At 40.1% G+C, this 21,308-nt stretch carries 19 protein-coding genes, 2 tRNA genes and 1 riboswitch; of the genes, 12 read left to right on the top strand and 9 right to left on the bottom strand.

What is annotated here, in order from left to right; all coding sequences use genetic code 11:
- Positions 1-35: 35 nt before the first annotated feature.
- Positions 36-111, top strand: a tRNA-Ala gene (locus NE535_RS16680).
- A 92-nt stretch (positions 112-203) separates the two neighbouring features.
- Positions 204-279: transfer RNA gene (locus NE535_RS16675), tRNA-Glu, on the top strand.
- Between the two features lie 286 nt (positions 280-565).
- On the opposite strand, the gene NE535_RS16670 is transcribed toward NE535_RS16675, so the two are convergent.
- The gene (locus NE535_RS16670) at positions 566-1,051 is read right to left on the bottom strand and encodes a glutathione peroxidase (protein ID WP_261299730.1); all 486 of its coding nucleotides are present in this window, start codon (positions 1,049-1,051) and stop codon (positions 566-568) included.
- Between the two features lie 232 nt (positions 1,052-1,283).
- Here NE535_RS16670 and NE535_RS16665 point away from each other — a divergent pair, with 232 nt between their 5' ends.
- Together NE535_RS16665 and NE535_RS16660 are read left to right on the top strand one after the other, a co-directional pair.
- Positions 1,284-2,678 carry a magnesium transporter gene (locus tag NE535_RS16665; RefSeq protein WP_261299729.1) on the top strand — a complete coding sequence of 465 codons (1,395 nt, stop codon included), beginning with the start codon at positions 1,284-1,286 and terminating at the stop codon, positions 2,676-2,678.
- Between the two features lie 190 nt (positions 2,679-2,868).
- Positions 2,869-3,405, top strand: coding sequence for a YfaZ family outer membrane protein (locus NE535_RS16660; RefSeq protein ID WP_261299728.1), 537 nt, complete (start codon positions 2,869-2,871; stop codon positions 3,403-3,405).
- 69 nt (positions 3,406-3,474) lie between these two features.
- Here the strand turns inward: NE535_RS16660 and NE535_RS16655 are convergent, their stop codons facing one another.
- Together NE535_RS16655 and NE535_RS16650 are read right to left on the bottom strand one after the other, a co-directional pair.
- The gene (locus NE535_RS16655; RefSeq protein ID WP_261299727.1) at positions 3,475-3,639 is read right to left on the bottom strand and encodes a small highly charged protein; all 165 of its coding nucleotides are present in this window, start codon (positions 3,637-3,639) and stop codon (positions 3,475-3,477) included.
- A 215-nt stretch (positions 3,640-3,854) separates the two neighbouring features.
- Positions 3,855-4,973 carry a patatin-like phospholipase family protein gene (locus NE535_RS16650; protein ID WP_261299726.1) on the bottom strand — a complete coding sequence of 373 codons (1,119 nt, stop codon included), beginning with the start codon at positions 4,971-4,973 and terminating at the stop codon, positions 3,855-3,857.
- Between the two features lie 260 nt (positions 4,974-5,233).
- Here NE535_RS16650 and NE535_RS16645 point away from each other — a divergent pair, with 260 nt between their 5' ends.
- A complete protein-coding gene (locus NE535_RS16645; RefSeq protein WP_261299725.1) occupies positions 5,234-6,796 on the top strand; it encodes a response regulator in 1,563 nt (520 codons plus the stop codon).
- Positions 6,797-6,798: 2 nt separating this feature from the next.
- Positions 6,799-8,160 (top strand): GAF domain-containing sensor histidine kinase, encoded by a 1,362-nt coding sequence (locus NE535_RS16640; protein WP_261299724.1) that lies wholly within the window; start codon positions 6,799-6,801, stop codon positions 8,158-8,160.
- 54 nt (positions 8,161-8,214) lie between these two features.
- Here NE535_RS16640 and NE535_RS16635 read toward each other — a convergent pair whose 3' ends face one another.
- The 5 genes from NE535_RS16635 to NE535_RS16615 all read right to left on the bottom strand — a co-directional run bounded on the left by NE535_RS16635 (position 8,215) and on the right by NE535_RS16615 (position 12,439).
- Positions 8,215-9,924 carry a proline--tRNA ligase gene (locus tag NE535_RS16635; protein WP_261299723.1) on the bottom strand — a complete coding sequence of 570 codons (1,710 nt, stop codon included), beginning with the start codon at positions 9,922-9,924 and terminating at the stop codon, positions 8,215-8,217.
- A 117-nt stretch (positions 9,925-10,041) separates the two neighbouring features.
- Positions 10,042-10,653, bottom strand: coding sequence for an acyltransferase (locus NE535_RS16630; protein ID WP_261299722.1), 612 nt, complete (start codon positions 10,651-10,653; stop codon positions 10,042-10,044).
- A gap of 54 nt (positions 10,654-10,707) precedes the next feature.
- A complete protein-coding gene (gene tsaA / locus NE535_RS16625; RefSeq protein ID WP_261299721.1) occupies positions 10,708-11,436 on the bottom strand; it encodes a tRNA (N6-threonylcarbamoyladenosine(37)-N6)-methyltransferase TrmO in 729 nt (242 codons plus the stop codon).
- Between the two features lie 69 nt (positions 11,437-11,505).
- On the bottom strand, positions 11,506-11,901 hold the full coding sequence (gene rcsF, locus NE535_RS16620; RefSeq protein ID WP_261299720.1) for an Rcs stress response system protein RcsF: 396 nt from the start codon (positions 11,899-11,901) through the stop codon (positions 11,506-11,508).
- Positions 11,902-12,031: 130 nt separating this feature from the next.
- Positions 12,032-12,439, bottom strand: a complete 408-nt coding sequence (locus NE535_RS16615; protein WP_261299719.1) for an H-NS histone family protein — start codon at positions 12,437-12,439, stop codon at positions 12,032-12,034.
- 501 nt (positions 12,440-12,940) lie between these two features.
- Here NE535_RS16615 and NE535_RS16610 point away from each other — a divergent pair.
- From NE535_RS16610 to NE535_RS16595, 4 genes are all read left to right on the top strand, one after another.
- Complete coding sequence (locus NE535_RS16610) at positions 12,941-13,690, top strand: electron transfer flavoprotein subunit beta/FixA family protein (protein WP_261299718.1); 750 nt, start codon at positions 12,941-12,943, stop codon at positions 13,688-13,690.
- Position 13,691: 1 nt separating this feature from the next.
- Positions 13,692-14,615, top strand: coding sequence for an electron transfer flavoprotein subunit alpha/FixB family protein (locus NE535_RS16605; RefSeq protein WP_261299717.1), 924 nt, complete (start codon positions 13,692-13,694; stop codon positions 14,613-14,615).
- A 79-nt stretch (positions 14,616-14,694) separates the two neighbouring features.
- Positions 14,695-14,892, top strand: a riboswitch (Lysine riboswitch).
- A 76-nt stretch (positions 14,893-14,968) separates the two neighbouring features.
- A complete protein-coding gene (locus tag NE535_RS16600) occupies positions 14,969-16,528 on the top strand; it encodes a Na+/H+ antiporter NhaC family protein (RefSeq protein ID WP_261299716.1) in 1,560 nt (519 codons plus the stop codon).
- 112 nt (positions 16,529-16,640) lie between these two features.
- Complete coding sequence (locus NE535_RS16595) at positions 16,641-17,219, top strand: thymidine kinase (RefSeq protein ID WP_261299715.1); 579 nt, start codon at positions 16,641-16,643, stop codon at positions 17,217-17,219.
- A gap of 336 nt (positions 17,220-17,555) precedes the next feature.
- Here the strand turns inward: NE535_RS16595 and NE535_RS16590 are convergent, their stop codons facing one another.
- Positions 17,556-19,589 carry a methyl-accepting chemotaxis protein gene (locus tag NE535_RS16590; protein WP_261299714.1) on the bottom strand — a complete coding sequence of 678 codons (2,034 nt, stop codon included), beginning with the start codon at positions 19,587-19,589 and terminating at the stop codon, positions 17,556-17,558.
- Positions 19,590-19,841: 252 nt separating this feature from the next.
- Here NE535_RS16590 and NE535_RS16585 point away from each other — a divergent pair, with 252 nt between their 5' ends.
- Entirely contained in the window at positions 19,842-20,519 is a 678-nt protein-coding gene (locus NE535_RS16585) for a fumarylacetoacetate hydrolase family protein (protein WP_261299713.1), read from the top strand.
- Positions 20,519-21,307 (top strand): hypothetical protein, encoded by a 789-nt coding sequence (locus NE535_RS16580; RefSeq protein ID WP_261299712.1) that lies wholly within the window; start codon positions 20,519-20,521, stop codon positions 21,305-21,307. The genes NE535_RS16585 and NE535_RS16580 overlap by 1 nt, the downstream gene beginning before the upstream one ends.
- The last annotated feature ends 1 nt before the right edge of the window (position 21,308 follow it).

Genomic DNA, 21,308 nt, shown 5'->3' with positions numbered 1-21,308 from the left:
TATTTTAAAATTTTGGTGTCTATTGACTGAAATTTGGGGTTATAGCTCAGCTGGGAGAGCGCTTCGCTGGCAGTGAAGAGGTCCACGGTTCGATCCCGTGTAGCTCCACCAAGTTTTGTTGGAAACAACAAATAGCGTTAATGTTTAGCCTACAGACATTAATGAGTATTCACTCTATTTACTGAGTATAAGTAAATCTCGGCGTCCCATTCGTCTAGAGGCCTAGGACACCGCCCTTTCACGGCGGTAACAGGGGTTCGAATCCCCTATGGGATACCACACTAAACCACCGAAAGGTGGTTTTTTTATGGTTAAATTTTATACTTTCTATAGTTTAAAGCCATAAAAAAAGGCAATCAAATGATTGCCTATCGATCTACTTAGAGATCAAGGGGACCGCGCTAGAAGTCCCAGGGAGATGATGAACAAAGTGAAAATCACTGTTAATAGATTTGAGTGTTCATCTATCTAAAAGTTCAAAAATAATTGAAAATTATTTCAGGATAATAAAGTTTTTAATATTTTATTTTAAATACATTTAAAATTCATGTTGTTAGAAAATAATTTATTTCAACAGTGTTGCAATTTTATCTGCTAAGTCTTCTGGTTTAGTGGTAGGAGCGTATCGTTCCAGAACATTTCCTTGAGTATCAACTAAAAATTTTGTGAAATTCCATTTAATTGACTGACTACCTAACAACCCTTTAGCGGATTGCTTTAAGTAATTATAAAGTGGTGCGGCATTATCACCATTTACTTCAATCTTGCTAAATAGAGGAAAGGTGACACCAAAGTTTAGTTCGCAAAATTGGCTTATGTCTGCTTCTGATCCTTGTTCTTGACTACCAAACTGATTACAGGGAAACCCTAAAATCACTAGGCCTTTATCTTTATATTGCTGATAAAGTTGTTCTAATGCTTTATATTGCGGAGTGAAACCACATTTACTTGCTGTATTGACAATAAGTAATACTTTACCTCTAAAGTTTTCCATACTGACGTTATTTCCTTGAATATCTTTAACGTCAAATTGATAAATTTCTGCGCTCATTTTGTGCTCCTCATAAACTGGTAATATCAAATATAGTCGATACCAAGCAGTAAACCGTTAAAGGTAAACCTAAAACGTATGTTGTGGTTTTCTAATGGTTTTTAAACACTATAAAGAATTAATTAAAATCGGTCAATTAAGTTGCGTGCAACTTAATTTATGTATTTGCTTATCATGGTAAATATCAATATAGTCTGCGCATTATTCGCTTAATTAGATAAGGGGCGGGCTTATGGAAGAATTAAAGAACGAACTTATATCTGAAGCTGAACAAGACATTACATCACAATTACAAATAGAGGTGAGTCAAGTTGTTCAACAACTGACTGAAGCTGAGGGCGAAGAGCAAGCTGAAGTGTTCAGTGAAATTCTAAATGAAGCTGAAGCCGGCACAATTGCCATCCTACTCGAATCTTTACCGCTAGATGAACGTTATGAGCGTTGGCAGCAAGTTCAGCCAGAAGAGCGCGTCGATGTTTTAAACTTGATGCGTGCAGATCCTCGTTTAGGCATTTTGAAAAAGATGCCCGATGAAGAATTGGATTTGCTGTTCTCGCAACTGAGTCCTGAAGATCTGATTGATTGGAGTGACTCGTTACCTGATAGTATTACCGATCGCGCTTTAGCGCAGATGGGCGAGCGACAACGTAAACACTTCGAACTTTATGACCAATATGACGAGAATGAAATTGGTCGTTATGCCGATCACCAAATGTTGGTATTAAATCCTGACTCAACTGTTGCTCAAGGCCAACGTTTTTTTCGCCGAATTGATTTAGATTGTAATGATCACTTGTTTTTAGTGGATGCCAACGACAAATATGTTGGCACAGTGCGTCGGTATGATTTATTTAAAGCCGATGCAGACAGTTTACTTTCTGCGTTAATTTGGCCTGATAGCCGAGTGATTTCTGCTGACTCCTCATTGATTGAGTCAGCAGAAACCCTTGAGCACAGTCGTGAACTAGAGTTACCTGTAGTTGATGATGAGGGGACATTGATTGGCCGTATGACATTGCGTACAGCAACGGCATTAGTGCGTGAGCACTATGAATCGCAACTGATGGCTACAGCCGGTATGGACGAAGATGATGACTTGTTCGCGCCAATTATTGTGGGTGCTCGAAGAAGAGCCGTTTGGTTAGGTATTAATCTTCTAACCGCATTTTTAGCCTCAGCGACGATTGGCTTATTTGAAAATGTGCTTTCGCAAGTAGTGGCTTTAGCGGTATTGATGCCAATTGTTGCATCAATGGGCGGCATTGCAGGCAGTCAATCACTGACATTGATGATCCGCGGTATGGCAATGGGTCAGATTTCCGCTGGTAACGTCGTCTCCTTACTTAAAAATGAATTAGGTATTGGTGCATTAAATGGTCTTTTGTGGGCCATAGTTATTGGTTTAATCGCAGGATGGTGGTTTGATGACGTCATCATGGGCATTATCATTGGTTGTGCCATTTTAATTAATATGGCTATGGCAGCAATTGCTGGCGTAATGGTACCTATGATCCTACAGAAGTTTAATCAGGATGCGGCTTTATCTGGGTCAGTTATTTTAACCACAGTGACCGATGTTGTAGGTTTTTTCACATTTCTTGGTTTAGCGACCATTTTGTACTTATAAATCGCTCGTTAAATGTCATTGATCAAAAAGGACCTATTGGTCCTTTTTTGTTGCTGGTTGTTATAACTTTTTAAAAATGGTGTGCAACTTAAGAGTATATACCGCTTGAAAATAAATCAATTGCTTGATTTTAAATGCTTTATTTAATGTCTCACGTATCATTTAGCTATCAACTAAGTGAGGAGGGATTATGAAAAGGTATTATTTTTCAGCAATGTTTTTAGCCGGTGTTTCTACTTCTGCATTTGCAGGCGATTTTAATTTTGAAGTGAGTGAGCATGTTGTTTCGGCTGATGTGAAAACTAATATTTCACCAAATATCAATATGGGGGCAGGTTATACCTACTCTGACAATAAAGACCAATTAGTGCAGTTTTCTATGCATATGGCACATCAAAGCGGTCCTCATTCTTTTGAAGTGGGTCCTAAATTTGTAAAAGCATGGATGGATCAAGGCCCAAATGCCACCGTGCTGGCTGTTGGTGGGGAATATGGATTACAAATAGCCAAAAATACCACACTAAATGTAGCGGCTTATTATGCCCCATCAGTATTGTCTTTTGCTGATTCGTCTGGCTATTTTGAGTATGAAGGTAAAGCTCAATATCACTTTAATCCCAATATGGCAATATTTGTAGGCTATCGAAAATCATCGTTTGACTTTGAATCTGCGCCTAATAGCACATTCCAAGAGGGCATTTTTATTGGTGGTAAAGCCAGTTTTTAAATTTTAGGCAATAAAAAAGCAAGTTTGCTGTAACTTGCTTTTTAAACTTGATGGTATATCCCTGTTAATTTACTTCCACTTATTAGCGGGTGAAAACTCCATTTCAGCATTTTCATCGAAGTAACGACGCTTGGTATCGCGGCGTCTTTGTTTCACTTTCTTCGACTTAGGTTTTCCTTTTATGTTGTCACCCCAAGGTGCATCATCTTCATCAAATTCAAATGTGTGTGCCATTTCTTAGCTTTCCAAAATACAATACCGCTATTGGTACAGGCTCTTTTTACCTAAAGTTAGTTAAAATCTAAAGCGAAATTTTTAGCTCAGATTGGTGAAATAAATTGCATGTCAAAGTCAGTAAACTCACTTTGGTTAAGCCTATCAAATTTAAATGAATAAAATATGACAGTCATAAGCCTAAAAAGATGACTTTTTAATAGTCGCTTATGTTGTTAAATAATATCGAAGAAATGTTTAATTTCATCCATTTGAACTAACGCGTCCTGATACCCCAAATCGATCAATGCACTGGTATAGGCTTTTTCAAACAGTAGGTAAGACACAATACTTGAATCTGATTGTTGATTAATTCCAAATAATTTTAATAAGTGACGAATAGCCATTGGCATTTCTAAATAGTAACGTGCGGCGATTTCACTTAAGTCTTCACTCGGTTTAATGACTAAAGTTTCAATTTCACGTAGATTGAGTTTATTTTTATCTTCATCAGATATTAGGCTCAATGTGTGATTGACCCTCTGCAAGCGTTCAAGATCACTGTTTAAGGTGTCAGAAAAAATAGTATCAAGTAAATGCCCTGCAATAGTCGCCGTTTTAGGGTGATGTTTGAGTTGCTTATCTTCTTGTTTATGCGGGCTATCTAAGTTAATCACAAATAGTTTTGTAGCACCAAGATGGATTGGGCTGGATAACGGAGATAATTGGTGAACGGAGCCGTCACCAAAAAATGCACGATTTAACTTTATTGATGGAAACACCATTGGTATGGCTGAACTAGCCAGCAAATGGTCGGTGTTTAATTGACTGCGTTGTCCTTGTCTGCGGGCACGTTTCCAGTTTTCGATTGAATGTTTACCGTGAAAAAAACTGTATGACATAGAGTTGTTATAGCAAGATGCATCTACACTAATCGCATCGAGTGCACCTAGGTGAATGTTTCTGTCGATACGTTTAAAGTCAATGAGTTTGTTAAGTAATTCGCGTAATGGTTGATTGTTTAATAAGCTGCCAGCATCTGTACTGATTTTGTCATGCTGTAAGCCTTTAATAGCCATTTTTATCAGGTGTTTAGTGACCCCAAATACCGATGACTCATATACTTGGTGGGTTTCAAAATGACGCCAAACCCAATCTAACTTTTTCACACCAAGGTGAAAACATGCCGCGTGGGTTGCTAGTGAGGTCGCATTTATTGCACCGGCAGATGTACCGCAAATAATACTGAAGGGAACGTGCTGGTTTCTGGGGTATAACTGCACTAGCGCTTTTAATACCCCTATTTGATATGCTGCGCGGGCACCGCCGCCACCAAGTACAAGTCCAATCGACACGGTATCATTCAATCCTTTTAAATTATGCTTTTTAAATAGTATGTCTTGTTTTAACTTTTCAGACTAGTCGGATAAGTATCTCTAGACTAATTCTTTAATAAACTAATGAAAATATATCTTTTCAATCCGTTAACTTTTCTTTGACAAGTGTGCGATTTATCAGCTATTAACTTAGGGGTAGATAATAAAAATAATAAATCTTCGTTTCACATTTTATAACAATAACCCTGAATAGATAGAGTAACAGTAAGGAATCTCCATTGGCCCTGTTTAAAAAATCTGCTGATATGCCAAAGGACAATGACGCGGAATTTAAATCTCGTGTTCATCTTCCCCCATGGAAAGTCGTCATCATTGATGATGAGCCTGGGATCCACGAGGTTACCAAATTTGCGTTAAGTCAATTTAATTTAGATGGCCGTGGATTAGTATTTTATTCTTGCTTTAGCGGCCAAGAGGGTTTTGAACTTCTGCGTGATGAGCAAGATATCGCGTTAGCGTTTGTAGATGTTGTGATGGAAAATGATCATGCTGGACTCGATTTAATTGAGCGTATTCGTGGTGAACTTAATAATCATAGCACGCGAATAATATTAAGGACCGGACAGCCAGGAAGTGCACCAGAAGAAAGGGTGATACGAGATTTTGATATTAACGATTACAAAGCTAAAACAGAACTGACCGCGGCAAAATTAAAATCCTGTGTTTATACTTCTCTGCGTTCATACCGTGACATTAAAATCATTGAACAAAGCCAGCGTGGTATGGAAAAGGTGATTTCAGCTTCCTCTTCTGTGCTGCGTAGTCATACACTGCATCATTTTGGTAGCGCGGTTTTAGAGCAAACCTTACAGCTGCTTAGCTTGAATAGCTCGGCTTTATACCTCACCAGCTATCATGAGGATTTATACCACGACACTCAAATGAATTTGTTAGCCGCAACCGGTGAGATGGTCAGTTATTCTGAAATTGACAGCGTTGAGGCATTACCCGGTGATGTAAAAGAATACATAATTGAAGCTATTGCACTTAAAAAATCCATAGTGCATGACAACATTTATGTGGGTTTCTACGAGTTTGGTAATGATGTCACCAGCATTTTATATTTAGAGCATAATGCTACTTTAACTCAGCTACAAGTGAGGATCCTTGAGCTCTTTGCTGCCAATGTCAGTCTCACATTTGAAAACTTATCCGGTAAAGAAAACGTCCAACAAACTCAAAAAGAACTTATTTTAATCATTGGTGATGCCATAGAGCAGCGCAGTAAAGAAACCGGCGCACATGTTAGACGTGTTGCATTAATGAGTGAAATATTAGCTGAATACCTTGATCAAAGCCTCGATTTCATTGAAACGATCCGCTATGCCGCACCGCTTCATGATGTCGGTAAAATTGGTATTCCTGAAAGTATTCTACACAAGCCTGGTAAACTGACCGATGATGAATGGCAAATCATGAAAACCCATGCTGAAAAAGGTTACAACTTGCTTGCTGCATCAAACCGTATTATTGCCAAAATGGGCGCCAGAATAGCTTATACCCATCATGAGCGATGGGATGGGCAAGGCTACCCTAGAGGTCTTGTGGGTGAAGATATCCCAGTAGAAGGGCGGATAATGGCCATTGTTGATGTTATTGATGCACTTCTTTCTAAACGCAGTTACAAACCAGCTTGGCCTGCGGAAAAAGTGATTGAGTATTTGAATGAGCAATCGGGTAAACAATTTGATCCTGTCATGTGTGACGCTAGTTTGGCATTGATGGACCGATTTATTGAAATCCAGCGTCAAATGCCTGATAGTGCAGATGAAGTCCACTAGATATGCATCATTCACTTGAGAAAGTCTTATTCAAAGTCAGTCAATCTGAACTAATAGATCAAGGTGATTTGCACAGTGCTTCACAATTGATCATTGAATCAATCTGCCTTGGGTTGAATATTGAACGTGCCGGTATTTGGTTGCTTGCAGAAGATAAGCAGTCTATTGAGTGCTTTTTATTGTTAGATAACGCGACTCGCCAAGACAATATAATTTTAACACGTGAACACTTTCCTAACTATTTTCATGCCTTAGACTCTGAACGCGTTATTTCGGCGTCAGATGCACATCGACACTCGGCAACACTTGAATTTACCGATGTTTATTTAAAGCCGCAAGGCATTGTTTCTATGTTGGATAGTCCCATTCGTCATGCGGGGAAAATGATTGGCATTATTTGCTGTGAACACCGTGGAGAGCTAAAAAAATGGAGTCGAGATGAAGAAGTGTTTGTTGGTTCGTTGGCAGATTTATATGGTCGCGCGGTTAACGCCAATCAAGTAAGAAGTCACCAAGTTTTGTTGGAGAAACTCAACGGTGAGCTTGAAAGCAAAGTGGCTAAAAGAACCGATGAATTACAGCAAGCATTAATACACCTTAAAACGACACAAGCCAGTTTGATTGAAAGTGAGAAGTTAGCCGCATTGGGTAATTTAGTGGCTGGTGTGGCGCATGAAGTGAATACTCCATTGGGTATTTCAGTTACTTCAACCAGTCATTGTATTGATGAGCTAAATAAGCTTAAGAAACAATTTTTAGCGGGTGAGTTAGACGAAAAAGAGTTTCAGTATTTTATTGAAACGATGACAGATGGTTTATTACTGATTGAACGGAATTTATCAAGAGCTGCTGAGTTAGTGCATAACTTTAAACGCACTGCTGCAGATCAACTTACCCTTGAAAAAGAATATTTCAATTTAACTGAATATTTAGAACAAATATCAACACCCTTAAGGCCTTTAACGCGTAAACAAAATATTCAATTGGATATTCAGCTGGCTGATTCAATTATGGTTGAGTCTTATCCTGGGGCGATTGCGCAAATTTTTACTAACCTTGTATCTAACTGCTTTCGCCACGCTTATCCAGAAGATTTTACTGGTAACAAAATCATTACTCTAGGCGCACAATTATGTGGTGATGAAATTAAAATGTTTTATAAAGATAATGGCAAAGGATTGTCAAAAGAAGCCAAGGAGAGAATATTTGAACCTTTTTTTACTACAGCCAGGAGTGCAGGTGGTACCGGCTTGGGAATGTCGATTGTATATAACTTGGTAACCCAGAAATTAGGCGGGAGGTTAGAGTTAATTTCAGAAGTTAATCAAGGGCTTGAGATTGATATTTACATAAAGCAACAATAAAAAAACGCACTTTAAAGTGCGTTTTTTAATATCAATTTTTTAATTGAATAAAACTTAATTCGATGCGGTTAAAAAATCAATAATATCATCGAAAGGAATATTTTGTTTTTCACCGGTACGACGATTTTTATATTCAAATACACCTTCGTCGATATTGCGGTCACCAATAACAACAACATGTGGTAAACCAATCAGTTCCATATCCGCAAACATCACACCAGGGCGTTCTTTACGGTCATCCATTAATACTTCAATACCTTTAGCTTGTAAGTCAGCATAAAGTTTTTCAGCAATTTCTGCTACGCGATGAGACTTGTGCATATTCATCGGTAAAATACCGACTTGGAATGGGGCAATCGCTTCAGGCCAAATAATACCACGGTCATCATGGTTCTGTTCAATTGCCGCGGCAACAATACGGCTGACACCGACACCGTAACAACCCATTAATAACACTTGTGCTTTTCCATTTTCGTCAAGCACAGTTGCATTCATTGATTTTGAATAATTGGTGCCTAATTGGAAAATATGGCCAACTTCAATACCTCGAGCCATTGCATATGTGCCTAAATGATCTGGTGTTGGCTCACCTTCAACCACATTACGAATGTCTGCTGAAGTTGCTAGCGGTAGATCACGCTCCCAGTTAATGCCAAATAGGTGCTTATCATCCTGATTTGCACCCGCTGCGAAGTCACTTAATACTGCAACACTGTGATCGATAATGATAGGCATGCTTAATCCTACAGGACCAAGAGAGCCTGGGCCTGCGCCAATAGCTGCACGAATTTCTGCTTCAGTTGCAAACTCTAAAGGTGAAGCAACGGCTTCAAGTTTGTCTGCTTTGATTTCATTTAACTCGTGATCGCCACGTACAACCAATGCCACTAACGGTGCATCTTCAGCAGCACCTTTAACGATTAATGTTTTAACGGTTTGAGTGATGGCTAAACCAAATTGCTCCACTAATTCTGCAATAGTTTTAGCATTAGGGGTGTCGACTAACTTTAGCTCTTGAGTCGGAGCTTGACGAGTTTGCGTCGGCATTGGTGACTCAGCTTTCTCAATGTTAGCGGCATAATCACTGCCAGTCGAATAGGCGATTAAATCTTCACCACTATTTGCTAGTACATGGAACTCATGGGAAACACTGCCACCAATTGAGCCAGTATCAGCAAGAACTGGGCGAAATTCTAATCCCATACGGCTTAAAATATTACTATAAGCGGTATACATGGATTGATAGGTTTCATCCATGGTTTGCTGATCTAAATGGAATGAGTATGCGTCTTTCATTAAAAATTCACGAGCACGCATTACACCAAAACGAGGGCGAACCTCATCACGGAATTTAGTTTGCACTTGATAGAGGTTAAGCGGTAATTGTTTGTATGAGCTTAACTCTTTACGGACTAAGTCAGTGATCACTTCTTCGTGAGTTGGGCCTAAAACGAAGTCGCGGTTATGGCGATCTTGAAAGCGAAGTAATTCAGGGCCGAATTTTTCCCAACGACCTGTTTCTACCCATAGGTCAGCTGGCTGAACTAAAGGCATCAGAATTTCAATAGCACCTGCGTTATTCATTTCTTCACGCACGATAGCTTCAACTTTACGAAGTACGCGTAAACCTGACGGCAACCAACTATATAAACCAGAAGCATTGCGACGGATCATGCCGGCACGTAGCATTAATTGATGGCTAATCACTTCTGCATTAGCAGGAGTTTCTTTTTGTGTTGAAAGCAGGTACTTACTAACTCGCATTCCAGTTTCCATTTTAATAAAAGTCAATGAGCGCCATTTTAGCACTTGAAGCGCTTATGTCACCTGATTATTACTGGATTAGAAGGTTAATTTATCGAGCCTTTCATAGCCTGTACTTTATTTTTTACGCCTATCTCCAATCACTTTGGCTGGGTTACCTGCAACAATGGAGTAAGCTGGTACATCTTTAGTGACAATACAACCCATACCAATAACGGCACGGTCACCAATACTTACACCATCTACAATTCCAGCTTGTGCGCCAATCCATACATCTTGGCCTATTACAATGCCTTTAGAAGTGACGGGCTGCTCATAGATAGGGGCGTTCGGAGACATGCCGTGATTAAATGCATAAATGGTGACATTATTAGCGATTCGGGTTTGAGAACCTATTGTGATCCCCGTTCTTCCGCCATCTAAACTGCAACCATGGTTTATAGCCACTTCATTGCCTAACGTGATAGGACCATGCATAAAAACATCTGCAGCAATCATGCATTTATTACCTATCACTATGTCTCGACCGGGCTCAGCAAACAATTCTGCTTCAGGGGCAATAAAACAGTATTCGCCGATATTGATCGTTTCTAATTGCGCTAATGTTTGTTGAATTTCCTGTTGCCAGGGGATCGCCCATTCAAGTAGTTTCGGTTTTAATGAGAAATAAAGCCAAGGCATCCAAGACAGCCTTTTTTTATGCTGCTTTTGGTAATCAAGTGATGCCATTAAATATCCCCCTCAGTATGAAATTTAAACAATATTCATTTGAAATAAATGGGTTTAATCGTCCAGTAATGTCAATGTAGTAGGCTTTAATTCTATTACAACAATTTCTTGGTCGATGACTTGCCAAAATATATCGAGATCGTACAGCGCGACTTGGTATATTTTGGGATCCAATTTGGCTTTTTTATAAGCGGGTCTAGGGTCTTGCGCAAGTACTGCAGATATTAACGATTGCAGCTGAGGGTATTTATCATTTTGCGTCAATGAAGCTAATTGTATTTGTGCTGTTTGGGCAAAACTGACATTAATTAATTCTGGCGCATCGTGAGCAATTCCGCCTTTAGCATTGAGAATAGCATCAGAAAAAGGAATATAAGGTTTTATATCAATAATAGGTGTGCCATCTAATAAATCCATCCCGGATATTTCTAGGCAGACTTTTCCCTTACGCTGAACAACGCCATGCAATTTAACCACAGATTGTCCAATGCCATTGGGCCGAAATGTTGAACGAGTGGCAAATACACCTAATTTTTCATTACCACCAAGGCGGGGCGGGCGAACTGTCGTTTTCCAACCTTGGGCGAGATTTTCGTGAAAACAGAACAGCAACCAAAGGTGTGAATACTGTTCAATGCCTCTAATGGCATCGAGGTTGTTTAGCTCTGGGACTAATTCAACGTAGCCTTTGACATCGACTAAACCTGGTTGGCGAGGGATGCCGAATTTTTGCTTATAAGGGGTTCGGCACACTGCCACTGCATTAATTTGAGATGTAAACATGGCACAGATCAACTTGAGAAAAAGTCAGCCAAAATGGAATCTATTTTGGCTAAACAAAAAAGAAAAACGTTACTCTACCTGAGCGCGTTTTATGGCTTGCCCGACACATAAGCTACGAGTAAAGCAACCCGCCTCTTGCTCTTCGATAACAAGGCATTGCTTGATAATAAGACCGTTTGCTCCCATATCAGCCGCTTTTTTTCGGGCTTCTGTACGTGCATCTTCAATCGATGCTGGAGCACCATTTATCACATCCTGGCAAATTTCGCCTTCAGCTAAGCCAATAACTGAATAGCGCCCTTTTGGTAATATGTCTCCTTCGTAAAGTGCGACATCACCCACTTTGAAATACTCATCAATCGCTTTACCATCAAGATTACTATTGAAGGCATAATCACCAGCACAAGCGGTTAATAATAATGCAAATGAACAGATGGATAACATTTTTAGTTGGGAAGAGGACATTAGTCAGCTCACTTAATTCAATTTGATAACAGTTTACTCTGTTCTTATTTGAGGCGAAAGCAAACCTTCAATGCGATGGAGAAAAAAACGCTTACCAAAGTAAGCGTTTTATATGAAGCTATTGGACAGTTTATTCCATACCAGGAATTAAGAAACAATCCATAGACTTACCCGCATCGACTTCTTTTTTGAATACGGTTGGCATACGCCCTTGACCAGTCCACTGAATTAATTCGCCATCAACAGTAATTTGATATTTGGCTGGACGTGGAGCACGTTTCTTTGGGGCAGATTTAGTGGCAGTGACTTCGCCTAAATCTTCAATTGATAGTCCGCTATTTTCAATTTGAGCAAGGATCTCTGCAATACGTGCATTACGTTCAGCATTAGCGGCTTCATCAGCTTTTGCTTCTTCTTCACGTTCAACAATCACTTTATCAAGCTTTACGGCTAAGTCGCGTAAATCTTCAATGCTCAGTTCTTTAACTGCAGCTTTAAAACGACGGCCATGGGTTAAAATATCTAAAAAATCACTCATAATGTTAAGCGTCCTAAATCAAATGGAATTTGAATAAATTATATTTGTTACTACATTATTGAATGATGCTATACCGTATAGAATGTTAATTAACTGGAGTAAATAATTGTTAATAACGACTTAAATAAACATCAATAACTTTTAACCGTAAAAATTATCATTGATGTTTTTATTTTGCAGTGCATTCAACTTAGCTAATAACAATTAATAAAACTTATTTTTATTAATACCCACAATAATAGAAACTTATTCGACCTTGATCAATTTAATTTATCAAAAATAAGCTTATTTTATGAAATGATTTAAAAACGGGCTATTTATAGCCAGTAAATGGAACTAGTTTGAGTCATTGTTACTTTTCCTTGCCAGTTTTGTGTTATATTTTTCAAACAAGCGTTTAACTTAGGTTGACGTTAACGTTAACAGGTCGTAAAGTTGAGTTATCTTGCATTGGCATTGGCCAATGTGTTGTCCATAGACAAGGTGTAGGAAGGAAACCCTATGAAAGTATTGGTGCCTGTAAAGCGCGTCGTTGATGCCAATGTAAAGGTCAGGGTAAAAGCTGATCATTCAAATGTTGATACCGCTAATCTTAAAATGGCTTTGAATCCATTTTGTGAAATCGCTGTCGAAGAAGCTGTCCGCCTAAAAGAAGCAGGCATCGCCACTGAAGTGGTTGTGGTGAGTGTTGGCACCAAAGCTGTGCAAGAACAATTAAGAACAGCCATGGCATTAGGCGCAGATCGCGCTATACATGTCGAAACTGATGAAGAGCTTGTGCCATTATCAATTGCAAAATTACTGTTGGCTGTGCAACAAAAAGAACAAGCACAATTAGTGGTTTTTGGTAAACAGTCTATTGATGGCGATAACAACCAAACTGGCCAAATGATGGCTGCTCTAGCTGATATGCCGCAGGCTACTTTTGCTTCTGAAGTAAAAGTTGAAGGCGACAACATTGTCGTGACCCGTGAAATTGATGGTGGATTACAAACCTTAAAAATGCCATTGCCTGCTGTTGTTTCTGTTGATTTACGTTTAAATGAACCGCGTTATGCGTCCTTACCAAACATTATGAAAGCGAAACGTAAACCGTTAGATGTGCATACAATTGCTGATTTAGGTGTAACGTTAAAGGCTCATCAAACTGTTCTAAAAGTCACGCCACCTGCTGAACGTAAAGCCGGTATTATGGTGTCTTCAGTAGAAGAACTTGTCGAAAAATTAAGAAACGAAGCGAAGGTGATCTAATATGAGCATTTTAGTTTTAGCAGAACACGATAATGCGCATTTAAAAGCGGATACTGCAAAAGTGGTTGCCGCTGCATCTGCAATTGGAGGTGATATTCATGTGCTAGTGGCAGGTCATCAATGCGCTGAAGCGGCCAAAACTGCGCAAGCATTAACGGGTGTAACGAAGGTGATTGTTGCTGATTCGGCTGTGTATGCAAATCACTTAGCTGAAAACCTAGGCAAGTTAATTATTGGCTTATCAGCTGATTATTCACATATATTATCTGCTGCATCGAGCGTAGGTAAAGATACCTTACCGCGTGTTGCGGCATTATTAGATGTTGCGCAAATATCTGAAGTTATTGGGATTGAAAGTGCTGATACGTTTATTCGCCCAATTTACGCGGGTAATGCGCTTGCCACGGTACAAAGTTTAGATGCGAAAAAAGTGATGACAGTTCGCTCAAGTGCGTTTGATGCTGTTGCTTCAACGGGTAGCGCAGAATTAGTTTCTGTGGGTGATGCTCTTGATGCGCGTACTGAGTTTGTCTCGCAAACACTCACTGAATCAGCACGTCCTGAATTAGGCAATGCCGGTATCATAGTGTCTGGCGGCCGTGGTATGGGAAGCGGTGAGAACTTTGCCATTCTTGAGCAATTAGCCGATAAGTTAGGTGCAGCCGTTGGTGCATCACGTGCTGCAGTGGATGCAGGCTTTGTACCCAATGATTTACAAGTCGGCCAAACAGGCAAGATTGTAGCCCCTGACCTATATATTGCTGTGGGTATTTCGGGTGCCATCCAACATCTTGCAGGTATGAAAGACTCTAAAGTGATTGTTGCTATTAACAAAGATCCAGAAGCGCCAATTTTTCAAGTGGCAGATTATGGTCTAGAAGCAGACTTATTTGATGCTATCCCCGCACTAAATAATTTACTGTAAATGTGACTTTTGTCACAATACGCGGCGATGGGGTGGCAACCCCATCGCCGCTATGTTTTCATGTGCACGCTTTTTTGCCCTTTTAAGTAGAGGTGCGCTGAATAAGAGTAGAGTTAGTTAGGGTGATGCCTGTGATCTAGCTTGAAAGGATTCAGTGCCGAAGTTGTTACCGTTATCAAACTTAACAGCTGGTATGGTTACCGAATAGGTACCTTACTGCCATAGTATTTTTTGTCGGGATGACAAAGATAAATTACTATGGAGCGCTACTGATAGGACAGGTGTTCCTTAGCGTTATTTTGCTTTGCACCGGTTCAGTCGCCCTCCATTCGTACACACACGAAGAATAAATAATGAACGTACTAAGTCATGCCGATTCGGCACTGTCACTGCTCCCCCCTGCAATCGCAATTATTTTAGCGATTGTTACTCGTAAAGTATTGTTGTCGCTTGGCGTCGGTATTCTAGTGGGCGCATTGTTGCTCACACAGTTCTCATTAGGGGACACAAGCACATTTTTAGTTGAAACCGTCACAGGCCTCCTTTGGGATGATGGCGCATTAAACAGTTGGAATTTACAAATTTTAGGTTTTTTGATCATGTTAGGCATGATCACCGCGTTGATCACCGTGAGCGGGGCATCTCGCGCGTTTGCTGATTGGGCTAAAGACCGTATTCGCAGTAAACGCGATGCTAAACTGATGACAATGTTTTTGGGCTGCGTGGTTTTTATCGATGATTACTTCAATAGTTTAGTTGTAGGGTCTATTTCTAAACCGATAACCGATAGATACCATATCTCGAGGGCAAAACTGGCTTACCTATTAGATTCGACCGCAGCGCCTGTGTGCGTGATATCACCCATATCAAGTTGGGGCGCGTATATTATTGCACTGATAGGCGGTATTTTAACTGCGCATGGATTTACCGATTCTGGTCATCTAAGTGTATTTGTGCAGATGATCCCAATGAACTTTTACGCTATCTTCGCCTTGTTACTTTTATTATGCGTGGCCATCTTTGGTCTGGATATTGGCCCAATGCGCCAGCATGAATTAAAGGCGCAAAAAGGTGAGCTTTATGATGAGTCTAAAGGTTTACCGCCTGGTGCAAATCCAGACTTACCAGAGGCCGATACAGGTAAAATTATTGGACTGTTTTTACCCATTTTAGCGTTAATTGCCGCGACTGTTTACTTTATGATAAGCAGTGGTGCCGATGCATTAGCCGCAGATGGTAAGCCCTTTGATGTTTTGGGCGCGTTCGAAAACACTGCTGTTAGCCAATCATTATTTTACGGATCTATTGTTGGTTTTATCGTGACTTTGGTGCTGGCTTTTATGCAAAAGCTAGCAATCCGCTTGGTCTTACAGGGCGTCGTTGCTGGTGCTCGCTCAATGTTACCTGCAATTTATATTCTGCTGTTTGCATGGTCGATTGCAGGGGTTATTGGCCAATTGGAAACCGGTAAATACATGGCCAGTTTAGTCACTGGCGCGATACCTTTTGAATTGCTGCCTGTGGTGCTGTTTATTCTTGCGGGGATTACTGCTTTTTCAACGGGCACAAGTTGGGGTACCTTTGGCATTATGCTGCCAATTGCAGCAGATATGGCGATGGGTAGCGACTCGACTATGATGTTACCCATGTTATCAGCCGTATTAGCTGGAGCGGTATTTGGTGACCATTGCTCTCCTATTTCTGATACAACTATTTTGTCTTCAACAGGTGCAAGTTGTCATCATATTGACCATGTAATTACGCAGCTGCCATATGCATTAATTGTTGCCTTTATCAGCATTGTTGGCTATTCGGTACTTGGATTTACCGGTTCCATCATGAGTGGCTTTCTAGCCTGTAGTCTGGTGTTTGCCATCACAGTAGCAGGACTAATGATTTATACTCGCCGATAAGCGATTTGATGGATATAAAATGCCGCACAATTAACATTGTGCGGCATTTTTGTTTGTGAAGTTTGCTATTAAACGAGTAGAATTTAGCAAAGCAAAAATATTGGAATTTCTTGTGGCACAACTGTATTTCTATTATTCATCAATGAACGCGGGCAAATCGACCTCGCTATTACAATCTTCTTATAATTACCGTGAACGTGGTATGCACACTCTAGTTATGACAGCATCAATTGATGATCGTTATGGCGTAGGTAAAGTGGCATCACGAATTGGTATCGAAACCGATGCTCAGGTTTTTGCAAGTCATGATGATCTTAGTGGGATGATTTCACAATCTCATCAACAAAAGCATATTCATTGTGTGTTGATTGATGAAAGCCAATTTCTGTCTAAAGCCCAGGTTAAGCAACTAACCTATGTTGTCGACATTCTCGATATTCCGGTGTTGTGTTACGGATTGCGTAATGATTTCCAAGGCGAATTATTTACTGGTAGCCAGTATCTTTTGGCCTGGGCCGATAAGCTTGTTGAGCTGAAAACCATTTGCCATTGTGGCCGTAAAGCCAATATGGTTGTGCGCCTAGATGGCGAGGGCAAACCAATGAAAGAAGGCGAGCAGGTGGCTATTGGTGGTAACGAATCTTACGAGTCAGTTTGCCGCAAACATTTCAGAGAGTTTTTGTGGGATTAAAAATCTGATCGCAAGAAAAAGATTAAGTCGAATTAGACATAAGGTTTAATTCGACTTTTTTATTTACCTTCAATCATTCTAATCGGTTATTGTTAGCTAACATACTCTAAACGTCTGACTTTTGTGTAAACTTGAGCGCTGAGCCGCGAGTCATCAGCTCAACAGCCGATGTGAGTTTTGTAAGTAAACGGACACTTGTGAATGCAACCGATTAAAGTGTATTACACCATAATAAAAGGTCGTGATTAATTCGACTGAATGGACAACAGCAATTAAGTCACAACACTTCGCCATCATTTTTTCTTAGCTAGCAGAAAAACAAATAAGATTGAGAGATTAAAGTTTAAATCTTTCAACTGAAGCAGTAAGTGAGTGCGCCAGCTGATTCAATTCTTGGCTGCGTTTGGCCATTGCTGATGACTCCTGTGCATTAGTTTCAGCAGACTCAGCGGTTATAGTCATAGTGTGTTCAATTTGCTCACTAAAATTAACCTGTTCATGTGCAGCTTGATTAATTCCTTGGCTCATTTTGTTAATCGTCAGTAAAGCCGATTCAATTTGTTCAATTGCATCATGTAACGATTGGCTTTGTGCAACACATTGGTTAGCGTCAGATTGGCCTTTTGAAATGGCGTTAACTGCATTGGTCGTTTCATGCTGTAAAGCGGTGATCATATTTTGAATTTCAGCGGTTGAAGATTGGGTTCTTGACGCAAGCGAGCGCACTTCATCAGCGACAACAGCAAAACCGCGACCATGTTCGCCTGCTCGGGCAGCTTCAATGGCAGCATTCAAAGCAAGTAGGTTAGTTTGATCTGCAATAGCACTAATGGTCACTAAAATACCGCCAATGTTATCACTGTGCTGGCTGAGGTTGTTCATGGTATCTACTGAGTGACTTAAGCCCATCGATAACTGCTCAATTCTATCGCGGTTATCATCAGCAATCTCTTTTACTTGCTTACCCTGCGAAGAGGCTAAGCTAATATGATTGGCAGATTCACTGGCTTGTTCATTCACTAAACTGGAACTGTGATGAATTTGCTCCGCTAACCGCTTCGCTTGGTTGATTTGACCAATCTGATGACTAGCCGAGTTGGCTATTTGCTCCCCCTGTGCTTGAGATCTAATGGCAGACTCATCAAGTAAATGCGCATCTCGGCTGATATCTTGCAGTAAGGAGGTTAAATCGTCGGAGAGCTTGTTAATGTTATCCATTAACTCGCCAAACTCATCATTATTACGTTTATCAAGCCTTCTCGATAAATCACCACTGGCAATACGTGATAATGCTTTGTTGACCGCTTGCAAAGGACCGAGCATTGCCTTAGAAGTGAAATAGTAAATCATGATAGCAAGAGCAATAAAAATTACCGCCAGACCAATTGCGAGTGTCTGGGCGGTACTCACTTCATTTGAGGCGGCAAGTTGGTAATCACCAAAACGTTTATCCGCTAGGGTGATAAGCTTGTTCAGTTCAGAAAAGCTTGATTCAAAGTATTGATTAGATTGCTCATAAGCCATTTCAGACTGTTTAATTACCTCAACCACCTTACGGTGGCTTTCATAAAGTGTACCTGGTGAGTCTAACAAGGCTTTCATTTGATTGAATTGTTCGGCAAAAATTGCCAGTAAATCACCGGCAGGTAATGTGGAAGCTTGCTGAGTTAAAAACTGAAAATTGGTCTCTATACTGCTGACCATCATCATGACATCTTGCTGATGGGTATCGACACTTTTTAAGTCCGTAAAGCGCGCGACTTCAGCCATAATATTGCCCATATTATAAATAGTGTCGTCTAATCTTGTCCCTGTGCCGATAACTTCTTCAAGCAGGCGAACATCATCGCCAGCATCAATCATTTCCAGATCAATCATGCTATTACTGGCTTTATCTTTGATGGTCAGAAACTGTTGGAATTGCTTTTGATAATCTTCGCGAGTTTGTTCAATCGTTAATTTCGCATTGAACATTCGTTCAGTCTGCTGACGATATTGGGCATATTGTTGGGTAACATTGTCCAACGCCTGTTTCATATTAGGCTGGTCGGCAACTTTATTGGCAAGATCATTAAAAGTGGCGGCATATTCTTTTTCTAACTGTTTAAATTGGTTAAAGTTAGCACTGATATTAGCATTGCCTGTTTGAGAAAAGGCCAAACTCCCCGTTTTAACCATTTTCAATAAACTGAGTTGAAGTGAATTGCTTTGGCTTTGCACCGGCTGGGCTAAGGTTTCAATATTAGTGTTAGCTGTTTGAATTTGATTTAGCGAACGATAAAAAAAGCTACTTCCAGCAAGAAGTAACACACCAATGGTGGCGAAACCCAATGCGATTTTTTGTTTAATTGTTAGCTCAAGCAAGTTCATATTCTGTCTCTTATTTGTTGTGCTGTGCGCACTATTTTATTTTAATTGTATGTTTTTAATAAGATTAAGCATTTTTAGTGTAGCTAAAATAATTCAAGGTTAACAGATTTAAGCTGGAATGGTCTTGTTCTATATGGCGGCAATTTTTAGCAAAGATATTGTTTCATATCGGTAAACTGCCATTTAAGTGTAGTGGTTTTATTTTGTATGCGAGATTATTATAGTGACGATTTTTAATAGAGATATATTACGATGCAACACATTAGCCTCAATCGGCAGCTTTTTATTACGCCGTCCAAACTTGTTTGTATTGGGCGTAATTACGTTGAGCATATTCATGAGTTAGGTAATGATATTCCGGATGATATGGTTGTGTTTATCAAACCCAATAGCGCTATTAACACTCAACTTAACAGCGTTCATCTTCAGCAGGCTCTTCATTATGAAGCAGAGCTATGTTTTTTGGTCGAAAATGGTCAATTTTCAGCTGTTGGCTTAGGATTTGATTTGACTAAACGCCATTTACAAAGTCAGTTGAAATCCAAAGGCTTACCTTGGGAACGTGCCAAGGCTTTTAATGGTTCAGCGGTTTTTAGCGATTTTGTCAGCATAAATCAACTTGACCAAGATTGCGATTCTCACCATTGGTGTTTCAGTTTGACCATAGATGGCAAATTATCTCAGTTAGGCCATAGTCAGTTAATGATCTATTCAACAAGTGACATTTTTTCAGGCATTAGCGATTTTTTAACTCTCGAAAATGGTGACATTGTAATGACCGGTACTCCAAAGGGCGTGGGTGAAGTGGTATCTGGCAGCATATTTGAATTAACTCTCTGGCAGGGGATTGAATATCAGTCAGAACAACAGCTCATTGAAGATATCGCCAATACCAAGCCCATCATCAAACAACAGTGGTTGGCGGTTTAATGGATACTCAACAAACGATGACTGATTTGCTTGAATTATTGGCGCAACATTTATTGGTTCAACGCAGCGCTATCTCACCAGCATCTGAACTTGTTGGTGTTAAGCCGCAATGCATTGACGATGCTTTTGCTGTGCAGCAACAAATGATCGCACTTTCAAACCAACAGATTGCTGGGTGGAAATGTTTAACGCCACTGGAAAATGGTCAACTTATTTTTGCGCCAATATTAAGCCAAGCTGTGGTTGAACAACCCAATTGTCCCATCACTCCCTTTGCTAACCCTAGCGGCTTACAAGCATTAATCGAGCCTGAAATTGCCTTTATTCTGGGGCAAGACTTTGTGGCCCACCATAGCTACAGCGATGAACAAATTGATTTGGGGATCAGCGCCACCCATATGGCATTAGAGTTAATTCAAAGTCGATTCAGCTGTGATTACGCCGCCAGCTATTTTGAAAAACTTGCAGATGGTTTAAGTAATCAGGGTTTGTATTTAGGGCCCGCAATAGATAAAACTCTCGCTTACCAGGCTAATAAAATCAATATTAGCGTGAGTCATCAAGGTGAAACGCGCATTTTTGATGGCACGCATCCGTGTCAGTCTTCACAAGCGCCAATTTATTGGTTAATCAATTATTTAACAGCTAAAGGCGTGAGCCTCAAAAAAGGGCAGGCGATTATAACTGGATCGTATTGCGGTGTGGTTAAAGTACCTATGGCCACCAAGGTCGATATTAATTATCAAGGTTTGGGTGAAATAAGGGTGCGATTTGAGCAGAAGCGATAAT

Source organism: Shewanella holmiensis (genome assembly GCF_025370255.1).
In the GTDB taxonomy this organism is placed as follows: Bacteria; Pseudomonadota; Gammaproteobacteria; order Enterobacterales; family Shewanellaceae; genus Shewanella; species Shewanella holmiensis.
The sequence above is the reverse complement of the archived record's forward strand: the minus strand, read 5'-3'. Positions and strand labels throughout refer to the sequence as shown.

Bases quoted from the DNA above. Each gene is read 5' to 3' on its own strand.
- NE535_RS16590 (WP_261299714.1), bottom strand. From the start codon at position 19,589: ATGAACTTGCTTGAGCTAACAATTAAACAAAAAATCGCATTGGGTTTC.
- NE535_RS16605 (WP_261299717.1), top strand. From the start codon at position 13,692: ATGAGCATTTTAGTTTTAGCAGAACACGATAATGCGCATTTAAAAGCG.
- NE535_RS16580 (WP_261299712.1), top strand. From the start codon at position 20,519: ATGGATACTCAACAAACGATGACTGATTTGCTTGAATTATTGGCGCAA.
- NE535_RS16640 (WP_261299724.1), top strand. From the start codon at position 6,799: ATGCATCATTCACTTGAGAAAGTCTTATTCAAAGTCAGTCAATCTGAA.
- tsaA (WP_261299721.1), bottom strand. From the start codon at position 11,436: ATGTTTACATCTCAAATTAATGCAGTGGCAGTGTGCCGAACCCCTTAT.
- rcsF (WP_261299720.1), bottom strand. From the start codon at position 11,901: ATGTCCTCTTCCCAACTAAAAATGTTATCCATCTGTTCATTTGCATTA.
- NE535_RS16655 (WP_261299727.1), bottom strand. From the start codon at position 3,639: ATGGCACACACATTTGAATTTGATGAAGATGATGCACCTTGGGGTGAC.
- NE535_RS16635 (WP_261299723.1), bottom strand. From the start codon at position 9,924: ATGCGAGTTAGTAAGTACCTGCTTTCAACACAAAAAGAAACTCCTGCT.
- NE535_RS16585 (WP_261299713.1), top strand. From the start codon at position 19,842: ATGCAACACATTAGCCTCAATCGGCAGCTTTTTATTACGCCGTCCAAA.
- NE535_RS16610 (WP_261299718.1), top strand. From the start codon at position 12,941: ATGAAAGTATTGGTGCCTGTAAAGCGCGTCGTTGATGCCAATGTAAAG.
- NE535_RS16600 (WP_261299716.1), top strand. From the start codon at position 14,969: ATGAACGTACTAAGTCATGCCGATTCGGCACTGTCACTGCTCCCCCCT.
- NE535_RS16615 (WP_261299719.1), bottom strand. From the start codon at position 12,439: ATGAGTGATTTTTTAGATATTTTAACCCATGGCCGTCGTTTTAAAGCT.
- NE535_RS16665 (WP_261299729.1), top strand. From the start codon at position 1,284: ATGGAAGAATTAAAGAACGAACTTATATCTGAAGCTGAACAAGACATT.
- NE535_RS16670 (WP_261299730.1), bottom strand. From the start codon at position 1,051: ATGAGCGCAGAAATTTATCAATTTGACGTTAAAGATATTCAAGGAAAT.
- NE535_RS16630 (WP_261299722.1), bottom strand. From the start codon at position 10,653: ATGGCATCACTTGATTACCAAAAGCAGCATAAAAAAAGGCTGTCTTGG.
- NE535_RS16660 (WP_261299728.1), top strand. From the start codon at position 2,869: ATGAAAAGGTATTATTTTTCAGCAATGTTTTTAGCCGGTGTTTCTACT.